General features: G+C 71.7%; 9 protein-coding genes and 1 pseudogene. 5 read left to right on the top strand and 5 right to left on the bottom strand.

Annotated features, from left to right (window positions below):
* Positions 1-116: 116 nt before the first annotated feature.
* A pseudogene (locus tag ACN27F_RS29170) lies at positions 117-1397 on the top strand (DUF2314 domain-containing protein); the annotation flags it as partial.
* Positions 1398-1506: 109 nt separating this feature from the next.
* On the opposite strand, the gene gcvT reads toward ACN27F_RS29170, so the two are convergent.
* Positions 1507-2646, bottom strand: a complete 1140-nt coding sequence (gene gcvT, locus ACN27F_RS29165; RefSeq protein ID WP_421438682.1) for a glycine cleavage system aminomethyltransferase GcvT — start codon at positions 2644-2646, stop codon at positions 1507-1509.
* Positions 2647-2781: 135 nt separating this feature from the next.
* Between gcvT and ACN27F_RS29160 the strand changes: the two genes are divergently transcribed.
* Positions 2782-4374: a leucyl aminopeptidase gene (locus ACN27F_RS29160; protein ID WP_421438681.1), complete on the top strand. Its 1593-nt coding sequence runs from the start codon at positions 2782-2784 to the stop codon at positions 4372-4374.
* Positions 4375-4409: 35 nt separating this feature from the next.
* On the opposite strand, the gene ACN27F_RS29155 is transcribed toward ACN27F_RS29160, so the two are convergent.
* Positions 4410-4733: a hypothetical protein gene (locus ACN27F_RS29155; protein ID WP_421438680.1), complete on the bottom strand. Its 324-nt coding sequence runs from the start codon at positions 4731-4733 to the stop codon at positions 4410-4412.
* Between the two features lie 200 nt (positions 4734-4933).
* Here ACN27F_RS29155 and lpdA point away from each other — a divergent pair, with 200 nt between their 5' ends.
* The 3 genes from lpdA to ACN27F_RS29140 all read left to right on the top strand — a co-directional run bounded on the left by lpdA (position 4934) and on the right by ACN27F_RS29140 (position 9250).
* The gene (gene lpdA / locus ACN27F_RS29150; protein WP_421438679.1) at positions 4934-6322 is read left to right on the top strand and encodes a dihydrolipoyl dehydrogenase; all 1389 of its coding nucleotides are present in this window, start codon (positions 4934-4936) and stop codon (positions 6320-6322) included.
* Positions 6323-6341: 19 nt separating this feature from the next.
* Complete coding sequence (gene sucB / locus ACN27F_RS29145) at positions 6342-8201, top strand: 2-oxoglutarate dehydrogenase, E2 component, dihydrolipoamide succinyltransferase (RefSeq protein WP_421438678.1); 1860 nt, start codon at positions 6342-6344, stop codon at positions 8199-8201.
* A 143-nt stretch (positions 8202-8344) separates the two neighbouring features.
* Positions 8345-9250: a TIGR01777 family oxidoreductase gene (locus ACN27F_RS29140; protein ID WP_421438677.1), complete on the top strand. Its 906-nt coding sequence runs from the start codon at positions 8345-8347 to the stop codon at positions 9248-9250.
* A 26-nt stretch (positions 9251-9276) separates the two neighbouring features.
* Here the strand turns inward: ACN27F_RS29140 and ACN27F_RS29135 are convergent, their stop codons facing one another.
* The 3 genes from ACN27F_RS29135 to ACN27F_RS29125 all read right to left on the bottom strand — a co-directional run bounded on the left by ACN27F_RS29135 (position 9277) and on the right by ACN27F_RS29125 (position 10867).
* A complete protein-coding gene (locus ACN27F_RS29135) occupies positions 9277-9465 on the bottom strand; it encodes a DUF397 domain-containing protein (protein WP_421438676.1) in 189 nt (62 codons plus the stop codon).
* Positions 9419-10240, bottom strand: a complete 822-nt coding sequence (locus tag ACN27F_RS29130) for a helix-turn-helix domain-containing protein (protein WP_421438675.1) — start codon at positions 10238-10240, stop codon at positions 9419-9421. Before ACN27F_RS29130 ends, ACN27F_RS29135 begins: the two co-directional genes overlap by 47 nt.
* A 126-nt stretch (positions 10241-10366) precedes the next feature.
* A complete protein-coding gene (locus ACN27F_RS29125) occupies positions 10367-10867 on the bottom strand; it encodes a GNAT family N-acetyltransferase (RefSeq protein WP_421440519.1) in 501 nt (166 codons plus the stop codon).
* Positions 10868-10889 lie beyond the last annotated feature (22 nt).

Genomic DNA, 10889 nt, shown 5'->3' with positions numbered 1-10889 from the left:
ACGGTTGGGAGACGGCCGGGAGACGCCGCCGGCCGCCGGCCGGCGAACCGCACCCGGCCCCGGCCGGCCGCAGAGTAGCGTTCACCTCGCCAGTCGAAACGATCCGGGGAGCATCCATGGCCAGTTCGGAGGACCTGCTGCTGCCGGTTCCGGTGCCGGAGTCGCTCACCGCCACCTACCTGGTCCCGATCGTGCCGTCGTCCGCCGGTCTGTCCGACCCCTTGGACGCGTTGGACCGCCTCGGTACCCGACTGCCCGGCCCGGTCCGCGACCTGGCCGGGCAGATGCTCGGTAGTCCGCTGCTGAACGTGGTGACCCGGCCGGTGGCGCAACTGCCCGAGCTGCCACCCGACCTGCTCGCCGCGTTCGGGGCGACCGGTGGGCAGTTGGCCCGGCTACGCAGCGCCGAGCGTTGCGCCGTGGTGCAGGCCAGCTATCGGCCGGGTTGGCCGCCGGCGCACGAGTGGGCCGCCCGCGCGGTCGCGGCCGCGCTGGCCGATCCGCTCGATGTGGATGTGATCGACCTGTTCGGCCTGCAGTTCCTCGACCCGGCCGGTGCGCTGGCGTCACTGCCGGACAGCGACGGCCGGATTCGTCTGGTCGACTGGATCCTGGTGCCCTACTCCCCCGACGAGGGCGGACTGTGGTTCACCACCAAGGGGTTACGCCGCTTTGGCCTGCTGGAGCTGCAGGCGCAGCAGGTACCACCACGCTACGTCCGGGCGTGGGGGGCGATCATGACCGGGGCGGCGCGCCGGTTGCTACGCATCTGGACCGAGGCGCTCAGCGAGCCGGACCCACCGCCGTTCGTCCAGCTGCCCGTGCAACTGCCGGTCAGCGGACACGACATCGCGGTCGCGTACGGCAATCAGGACCGGCACGGCTCGGCCGGTTCGGCACTGCTACGGATCGCGCTCGACCCGTCGACCGACCCCGACGCCGACTCGTTTCTCACTCTCGGCCCGCCCGATCAGGTCGCGGCCGGTGGCAACAGCGACTACTTCGCGATGATCTGCGGTGAGTTGTTCGGTGCCGGACAACCGGAGATCCACTACGCCCGCCCCAGCGACGCGATGGCCCAGGCGATCGCGGCCGCCCGGCGATCGCTCGGCGAGGTCCGGGCCCGATTCCTCGCCGACTCCCTACCGGCCGACGGCCAGCTGCTGGTCAAATACGGGCTCACCGCGCACGACGGGCACGAGTACGTCTGGGCCAGCGTCACCGGCTGGCCCAACCCGGGCCGGATAGTCGCCGCGAGCACGGTCGACGCGGCCTGCGACCCGACGGTACGGGTGGGCAGTCCGGTCGTGGTGGACACCGCGAACGTGATCGACTGGGCTCTGCTGGCCGGTGACCGGATGGTCGAGGGCGGCTGGACCGAGGCGGTGCTGACGGCGGCAACCGAAACCGGCCGGGCCAGGACTGACCTAGCCGGTCGGACCAGAACTGACTTAGCCGGTCGGACCAGGACTGACTTGGCTGGTCGGATCGGTACGGGGGTCAGGGTCAGCGTACCGACGACGGCACGAACGGCGGCCGTACCACCCGCATCGGCGCGAGCCGGCCGCGCAGGTCCACCTGCACCTCGGTGCCGTCCGCGTCACCGGCCACCGCAGCGGTGTCCAGCAGCGCCAGGCCGATGCCGAGCTTGCGGGTCGGCGAAAACGTACCGCTGGTCACCTCGCCGATCCGGACGCCGTCACGCAGCACCGCCATGCCCTCTCGCGGGATGGCCTGTCGCACCGCTTCCAGGCCCCACAGCAACCGGACCGGCCCGGTTGCCTTCTCCGCCGACAGCACCTCGCGTCCCCAGAAGGTGGATTTGCGCCAGCCGACCGCCCACCCCAGCCGGGCCTGCACCGGGGTGATCTCCGGTGTAAGGTCCTGTCCGTGCAGGGCGTAGCCCATCTCGGTCCGCAACGTGTCCCGGGCACCCAGCCCGCACGGGCGTGGCGGCACCGTGCCCGGCGCGGCGAGCAACGCGTCCCACACCTCACCTGCCTGCGCGGCCGGCACCACCAGCTCGTAGCCGTGCTCGCCGGTGTAGCCGGTGCGGCACACCACCACCTCGGCGACGCCGGCTGCGAGCCGGCCGGTCAGGAAACTCATGTACGGGTGCCCGGTGGGCAGCCCGAGCCCGGTGAGCACCTCGGCCGAGCCCGGGCCCTGCACCGCCAGTACGGCGTACCCGCTGTGTTCGTCGGTGACCGTGACCCCGTTCGGGGCCGCCGCCCGCAGGCGGCGCACCACCTCGGCGGTGTTGGCCGCGTTCGGGACCAGGAACACGTGGTCGTCGGCGTACCGGTAGGCGATGATGTCGTCGACCACCCCGCCGGTGGCCTCGTCGCAGCAGAGCGTGTACTGGGCCTGGCCGGCGGTGAGCCGGTCGAGGTCGTTGGTGAGGCACGAGTTGACGAACGCCGCCGCACCGGCGCCGGTGATCCTCGCCTTGCCGAGGTGGGACACGTCGAACACGCCGACGGCAGAGCGCACCGCCTCGTGCTCACGCAGCACGCCGCCGTCCGCGTAGGCTACCGGCATCTCCCAGCCGCCGAAGGCAGCGAACTTCGCGCCGAGCGCGACGTGCCGCCCGTGCAAGGGGGACCGACGTGGTCCGCCGGTCGCGGTCATGGGCGTTTCGGCCATGGGTGGCAACTTACCGGCAGGTTCGCCGGTGGTTAGCATCGGCGGGACATCACCCTGTCCGGCGGATTAGGTTGCGCCGGAGACCGACCCGCCGGCTGCCCACAAAGCGGCCGGCCGACCTGCCGGAGACGCCGCGTGACATCACCCACCACCACCCTGGACCTCGTCGACACCGATCCCGCTGAGCTGGCCGTCGACGCACTCGTCATCGGCGTACACAGCCAGGACGGATCTGCCGACGGGGACGCGGCGGGCGCCGCCGCGGGCGCTGGACCCGCGTTGCTGCTGGCGACCGGCGCGGAGAGCATCGCGGTCGCGTTCGAGGGCAAACTCACCGAGACACTGGCGCTGCTCGGCGCTACCGGCGCCGCCGGCGAGGTGGTCAAACTGGCCACACTCGGCACGATCGGACCGCCGCTGCTGGTCGCGGTCGGTCTCGGGCCGGAGCCATCGGGCGCCGCACCGGCGCCCGAAACACTGCGCCGGGCCGCCGGTTGCGCGGTTCGGGCGCTGGCCGGAACCGGACGGGTCGCCCTGGTGCTACCGGTGCCGGACGACGCCGACGGCCCGGCGGCGCTCCGTGCGGTGGCCGAAGGTGCCCTGCTGGGCAGCTACCGGTTCGCCGGATACAAGACCCGTCCCCAGCCGGGTCGACGGCGGCCGGTCGGCTCGGTGGCGGTGCACGTCACCGATGCCACCGAGCCGGCCGCTCAGGCCGAGGTGGCCCGGGCGCGGGCGGTGACAGCCGCGGTGATGGCCGGCCGGGACTGGGTGAACATGCCACCGAACGAGCTGCGCCCGCCGACCTTCGCCGACGCGGTGCAGGCGGCGGCCGGCGCGGCCGGACTCGACGTGACGGTGCTCGACGAACAGGCGCTCGCCGACGGCGGGTACGGGGGCGTGCTCGCCGTTGGCGGCGGTTCGGCGGCGCCGCCCCGGCTGGTGATCATCTCGTACACGCCGGAGGGCGGTCCGGTCGCCGACCGGCCACGGGTGGCGCTGGTCGGCAAAGGCATCACGTTCGACACCGGCGGTGTCTCGATCAAGCCGTCGCAGGGCATGTGGGAGATGAAGTCGGACATGGCCGGTGCCGCCGCGGTCGGTGCGGCGATGCTGGCGATCGCCGCGCTGAAACCGTCGGTGGCGGTCACCGCGTACTTGCCGATGGCGGAGAACATGCCCTCGGGTACGGCGTACCGGCCGGGTGATGTGATCACCATGTTCAACGGCAAGCGGGTGGAGGTGCTCAACACCGATGCCGAGGGCCGGATGGTGCTCGCCGACGCGATCGCGCGGGCCTGCGCCGACGGCTGCGACTACCTGCTGGAGACCTCCACGCTCACCGGCGGCCAGGTGGTCGCCCTGGGCAAGCGGATCGCCGGCGTGATGGGCACCGACGAGTTGTGTGCCCGGCTGAAGGCCACCGGGGAGGCGGTGGGCGAGCCGATCTGGCCGATGCCGCTGCCCGAGGACGTACGCAAGGGCATGGAGTCGGAGGTGGCCGATATCTGCCAGGTCAACTCGGCGATGGACCGGGCCGGGCACATGCTGCAGGGCGGCGTGTTCCTGCGGGAGTTCGTCACCGAGCCGGTCGCCTGGGCGCACCTCGACATCGCCGGTCCGGCATACCACTCGGGCGAGCCGACCGGCTACTGGAGCAAGGGCGGCACCGGGGTGCCGGTGCGCACCCTGGTGCAGTTGGTGCAGGACATCGCCGACAACGGCTGACCGGACCCGCCGGCCCGGTCAGCCGCCGGTCCGGGTCAGCCGGCCGCCCGCTTGCGACGCTCGTTGAAGTCGCGCATCCGCTGCGGATAACCGACAAGTGCGACGTCGTACACCGGAATGGCCATCTTGTGGGCGAACCGGCGGGCGCCTTCCGGCCCGTCGACCCGGCGGCGGGTCCACTCGCCGTCGTAGGCGATGAGCATCACCGTGGTCTCGGTCACGGTGGTCCGGGGTTCGATGAACGCCTCGACGCCCCGGCGACTGCGGACGAACTCCTCAAGGTGCTCGAGATCGACACGATTCGCCGGCCGCCCGCCGGGCGCCCCACTTGTCTGCTTACGCCGACGAAACCACGCCACCGACGATCTCCTCCCCAACCTGTTGCCCACACCGGGATCGACGAACAACGCAAGCCTACGTTGCGGCGACGTGTCCTTGGGCACCTCGTTGAGCGTTCAGACACTACAAGTGACAAGATGACCGAGGTAAGTCTGCCCGTTCCATCAGGCGACGTGTGGGACGGCCCCTCCGGTGCAGCGACGCGATCTGGGAGTGAACTGTGAGTGAGCCGAACGGCGGGACCTTCGACCTGGTCATCCTCGGCGGCGGTAGTGGAGGCTACGCGGCTGCCCTGCGTGCCGCCCAACTCGATCTGTCGGTGGCGCTGATCGAGAAGGACAAGGTCGGCGGCACCTGCCTGCACCGGGGTTGCATTCCCACCAAGGCCCTGCTGCACGCGGCGGAGGTGGCCGACAACACCCGCGAGTCGGAGCAGTTCGGCGTCAAGGCGGAACTGGTCGGCATCGACATGGCCGGGGTGAACAGCTACAAGGGCGGGGTGGTCGACCGCCTGTACAAGGGCCTGCAGGGCCTGATCAAGTCCGCGAAGATCACCTACGTGGCGGGGACCGGCCGGCTGGTCGCGTCGGACACCGTCGAGGTCGACGGCGCCCGCTACACCGGGCGCAACGTGGTCCTGGCCACCGGCTCGTACTCGCGGACGCTGCCCGGTCTGGACGTCGACGGCAAGCGGATCCTCACCAGCGAGCACGCTCTCGAACTCGACCGGGTGCCGTCGTCGGCGATCGTGCTCGGCGGCGGGGTGATCGGCGTCGAGTTCGCCAGCGTGTGGCGCTCCTTCGGGGTCGACGTGACCATTGTCGAGGCGCTCCCCCGGCTGGTCGCCGCCGAGGACGAGGAATCCTCCAAGGCTCTGGAACGGGCGTTCCGCAAGCGCGGCATCGCGTTCAAGACCGGCAAGCCGTTCGAGAAGGTCGAAAAGACCGACAACGGGGTCCGGCTCACCATCGCCGGCGGCCAGACGGTGGAGGCGGAACTACTGCTCGTCGCCGTCGGCCGCGGTCCGACCACCGCCAACATCGGGTACGAGGAACAGGGCCTGAGGATGGACCGGGGATTCGTACTCACCGACGAGCGGATGCGGACCAACCTGCCGAACGTCTACGCCGTCGGCGACATCGTGCCCGGCCTGCAACTGGCGCACCGGGGCTTCCAGCAGGGCATCTTCGTCGCCGAGGAGATCGCCGGCCGCAAGCCCGCGGTCATCGACGAGAGCGGCATCCCACGGGTCACCTACTCGGATCCGGAGCTCGCCTCGGTCGGACTCACCGAGGCGAAGGCCAAGGAACAGTACGGGGCTGACAAGATCAAGACCTACAACTACAACCTCGGCGGCAACGGCAAGAGTCAGATTCTCAAGACCGCCGGCTTCGTCAAGCTGGTCCGGCTCGTCGACGGCCCGGTGGTCGGCCTGCACCTGGTCGGTGCCCGGGTGGGCGAGCTGATCGGCGAGGCACAGCTGATCTACAACTGGGAGGCCGATCCGGCCGACGTCGCCCCACTCGTGCACGCCCACCCCACGCAGGGCGAGGCGCTGGGCGAGGCCCACCTGGCCCTGGCCGGCAAGCCGCTGCACGCACACGCCTGACTAGAGGAGTCTTGTAGATATGCCGGTATCGGTCACCATGCCCCGGCTCGGCGAGAGCGTCACCGAGGGCACCGTCACCCGCTGGTTGAAGCAGGAGGGCGACTCGGTCGAGGTCGACGAACCGTTGCTGGAGGTCTCCACCGACAAGGTCGACACCGAGATCCCCTCGCCCGCCGCCGGGGTCCTCAGCCGGATCGTGGTGAGCGAGGACGAGACCGCCGAGGTCGGCAGCGAGCTCGCGGTCATCTCCGGCGCGGACGAGGGCGACGGCCAGGACGCCGCGCGGCCCGCCGCCGAGACCCCGGCCGCCGCCCGACCGGAGCCGGCCGGACCGGACCAGCCCGAACCGGCCGCGCCCGCGGCGCCCGAGGCGCAGCCGGCGGCCGCAGCCCCGTCCGGCGGATCGTCGGCAGCAGCCGGTGGCGACGCCACCGCGGTCACCATGCCGGCGCTGGGCGAAAGCGTCACCGAAGGCACCGTCACCCGCTGGCTCAAGCAGGTCGGCGACTCGGTCGAGGTCGACGAACCGTTGCTGGAGGTCTCCACCGACAAGGTCGACACCGAGATCCCCTCGCCGGTCGCCGGTACCCTGTTGGAGATCAAGGTCGCCGAGGACGACACCGCCGACGTCGGCGCCGAACTCGCGCTGATCGGCTCGGCACAGGCCGCCCCCGCCGAGCCGGCCACCGAGCCGGAGCCCGAAGCACCGGCCGCCGCGCCCGAGCCGACCCCGATCGAGCAGCCCGCGCCGATCACCAAGGCCGAGCAGCAGGCTCCGGCTGCCCAGCCGGAGCAGCCCGCGCCGGCACCCGCCCCGGCCGGTGCCTCCTACGCCACCCCGGCACCGGCCACCGAGGTCGCGACCAAGCCGGCCGAGGCGCAGCGGTCCGCTCAGCCGGCGTCCCCGCCGGCGAGCGCCAACGGCGACGGCGGCGGCTACGTCACCCCGCTGGTCCGCAAGCTCGCCGCCGAGCAGGGCGTCGACCTCGCCGATGTGCACGGCACCGGTGTCGGCGGGCGCATCCGCAAGCAGGACGTGCTGAGCGCGGCCGAGGCGGCCCGGGCCGCCGCCGAAAAGGCCCGGACCGCGGCGCAAGAGCAGGCGGCGGGCAAGCCGGCGGCGGCACCGGCGGACAAGCCGCAGCCTAGCCCGCTGCGCGGACGCACCGAGAAGCTGAGCCGGATCCGAGCCGTCATCGCCAAGCGGATGTACGAGTCGCTGCAGAGCTCGGCCCAGCTGACCACGGTGGTCGAGGTCGACGTGACCCGGATCGCCCGGCTACGGTCCCGGGTCAAGGGTGATTTCCAGGCCAAGCACGGCGTGAAGCTGTCCTTCTTGCCGTTCTTCGCCCTCGCCGCGGTGGAGGCGCTGCGCACCTACCCGGTGATCAACGCGTCCATCGATCTGGACGCCGGCACCATCACCTATCCCGAGGGCGAGCACCTCGGGATCGCCGTCGACACCGACAAGGGCCTGCTGCTGCCGGTGATCCGCGACGCCGGAGACCTCAACCTGGGCGGGCTGGCCCGGCGGATCGCCGATGTGGCCGAGCGCACCCGGACCAACAAGATCGGGCCGGACGAGCTTTCCGGGGCGACGTTCACGCTGACCAACACCGGCAGCCGGGGCGCGCTGTTCGACACGCCGATCGTGCCGCTGCCGCAGGCCGCGATCCTCGGCACCGGTGCGGTGGTCAAGCGGGCGGCGGTGGTCGACGACCCGGAGTTGGGCGAGGTCATCGCGCCCCGGTCGTTCGTCTACCTGGCGCTGTCCTACGATCATCGGCTGGTGGACGGCGCGGACGCCGCCCGGTTCCTCAGCGCGGTCAAGGAGCGGCTGGAGGCGGGGTCTTTCGAGGCCGAGCTCGGCCTGTCCTGACCGGCTCGACGAGCCCTGACCGGCTCGACGAGACGAGGCGACCATGATGGGTGCCGGCCGAATTCGGCCGGCACCCGACGCCGCTTCGTGCCGGATCGCGGCTGCCAGCATGCGTCGCCACCGCTATCAGCGAGGATGTCACCATGCGCATCCTGTTGGCCGGCGCGTCCGGCTTCCTCGGCACTCGGCTCACCGACCACCTGCACGCCGCCGGACACGAGACCGTACAGCTGGTCCGACGGCCGGCCCACGGCCCGGCGCAGGCCAGCTGGTCACCGTCGGCCGGCCAGCTCGACCCGGCGGTCCTCACCGGCATCGACGCGGTGATCAACCTGGCCGGGGCGGGGGTCGGCGACAAACGCTGGACCGACAGCTACAAGGCGTTGATCCGGTCCAGCCGGGTCGACAGCACCACCACGCTGGCCACCACGATCGCCGGGCTCCCGGCGACGGACCGGCCAGCGGTGCTGCTGAACGCCTCCGCGATCGGTTGGTACGGCGACACCGGCGACCAGCCGGTCGAGGAGAACGCCCCGGCCGGTGAGGGCTTTCTGGCCGACGTCGCACGGGTCTGGGAGGCGGCGACCGGGCCGGCGGAGAACGCGGGCGTACGGGTGGTCCGGTTGCGCACCGGGCTGCCGTTGGACCGCGACGGCGGCCTACTCAAGCCGCAGTTGCTGCCGTTCCGGCTCGGCCTTGGCGGCAAGCTGGGCAGCGGGCGGCAGTGGGTGCCGTGGATCGCCATGCAGGACTGGCTGCGGGCGGTGACATTCCTGCTGGAACGCGACGACATCTCCGGACCGGTGAACGTGGTCGGGCCGGCCCCGGTGACCAACGCGGCGTTCGGCAAGGCGCTCGGCGCGGCGGTGCACCGGCCCGCGATCATGCCGATTCCGGCGTTCGCCCTGCACGTGGTGCTGGGTGAGTTCGCCACCGAGGCGCTGAGCTCCTCCCGCGTGCTACCCGGCGTGCTGACCGAGGCCGGATTCACCTACCGCCACCCCGATCTGCCGGGCGCCCTGCACGCCGCCCTCACCGACGACGCCTGACCACCGGCGGGGAGGGCCGGTAAGTCTCAGGACCTGCGGCCGACCTCGGCGACGAACGACCGCCAGGCGTGCGGCCCGAAGGTCAGCGTGCCACCGTCGCGGTCCTTGGTGTCGCGGACCAGGACGCGGCCGGGCAGGTTGTCCGCCACCTCGACGCAGGCACCGCCGTTAGAACTGGACCGGCTGCTCGTGCGCCAGTTTGGCTTGCTGCTCATACTCATCGACCAATCTCAGGATCAGGGCGCGGCTCTGGTCACAGGGTAGCGCTCGCGCGCAGATGCGCTCCCACACGGTCACCAGGCGGCGCAGTTCGCCCGCCCGGGCGACCACCCGGCCCTCGATCTGATCGTCCAGGTAGGCCACGGTCCCGCCGTCCGGCAGCATGGCCAGTGCGAACGCCCCGGCGTGCCCGGCATACAGCCCGGCGTCGAACGGCACCACCCGCACGTGCACGGTCGACCGGTGGCCGATGTCGACCAGGTGATCGAGTTGGTCCTTCATCACCGCCGGCGGGCCGTGCCGTAACGCGGCCTCGTCCAGGATCGCGGTCAACGCGACCGGCTCGGCCCGGTCGAGGACCGCCTGGCGGTCCAGCCGCTCCCGGGTCATCTCCTCCACCTGCACCTCGGTGTGCGGCCCGGCCGCGATCACCATCCGGGCGTACGCCTCGGTCTGCAGCAGCCCGGGGATGATGGAGTGCTCGAACCAGCGCAGCAGCACGGCACGCCGCTCGCTGTCCTTCCACGGGCGAAGCCACGGTGCCACGGCCTCTTTGCGTGCGATGGCGGCCTGTTGACGCAGGGTGCCGCCAGTGCCCAGGACGGCGTCGATGGCGGCGGCCACGTCGTCCGGCGGTATCGACCGCCCGGCCTCGTAGTTGCCGACCTGGCTGCCGCTGACGTGGATCTCCGCACCCAGCGCGTCCTGCGACAGCCCCCGCGCCATCCGCTGCTGGCGCAACGTGTGGCGAAACTCGTTCGTGTCTCCCACCGTGCCACTCCTCCGGTCCGTGTCCGGCGAATGCGTGCCCACACATGTTCCACCAGGGGAGGCGGACGGTCCAGGGTGGAAACAACTCGTGGATGGGATTGGTGCCCCAGTTGTTTCCCAACGGGATCACCAGCGCACCGCGTCCGAAGAGCCGATCGTGGGGCTGCGACGTTCGAGGAACAGCACGTCGCGCCAGCGGCCGTGCTGGCGACCGAGGCGTTCGCGGGTGCCGACGACGCGGAAACCGCAGGCGCGGTGCATGGCGAGGCTGGCGGTGTTCTCCGGGAACACCCCGGACTGGATGGTCCAGATCCCGGCCTGTTCGGTCGAGGCGATCAGCCGGTGCAGCAGCAGCCGGCCGACGCCGCGCCCCTGGGCGTCGGGATGGACGTAGACGGAGTGCTCGACGACGCCGGCATAGACACATCTGTCGGAGACCGGGGTGCAGGCCGTCCAGCCGAGCACCGCGTCCGGTCCGGCGGGGTCGAGCGCGACCCAGCGGTGTGCGGGCAGGCGAGTCGCGGTGAACGTCTCCCAGGTGGGTGGCTCGGTCTCGAACGTGGCGTCGCCGGTGGCGATCCCATGCCGGTAGATGGCGAGCACGGCGTCGCGGTGCGCGTCGGTCATCGACGCCACCGTCGCCGGCCGG

This window comes from Solwaraspora sp. WMMB335, from assembly GCF_049179075.1.
GTDB lineage: Bacteria > Actinomycetota > Actinomycetes > Mycobacteriales > Micromonosporaceae > Micromonospora_E.
The sequence above is the reverse complement of the archived record's forward strand: the minus strand, read 5'-3'. Positions and strand labels throughout refer to the sequence as shown.

What these genes read in the sequence shown, in the direction of transcription:
- gcvT (WP_421438682.1), bottom strand. Translation starts at nt 2,646, where the DNA reads ATGGCCGAAACGCCCATGACCGCGACCGGCGGACCACGTCGGTCCCCC.
- sucB (WP_421438678.1), top strand. Translation starts at nt 6,342, where the DNA reads ATGCCGGTATCGGTCACCATGCCCCGGCTCGGCGAGAGCGTCACCGAG.
- ACN27F_RS29140 (WP_421438677.1), top strand. Translation starts at nt 8,345, where the DNA reads ATGCGCATCCTGTTGGCCGGCGCGTCCGGCTTCCTCGGCACTCGGCTC.
- ACN27F_RS29135 (WP_421438676.1), bottom strand. Translation starts at nt 9,465, where the DNA reads ATGAGCAGCAAGCCAAACTGGCGCACGAGCAGCCGGTCCAGTTCTAAC.
- ACN27F_RS29125 (WP_421440519.1), bottom strand. Translation starts at nt 10,867, where the DNA reads ATGACCGACGCGCACCGCGACGCCGTGCTCGCCATCTACCGGCATGGG.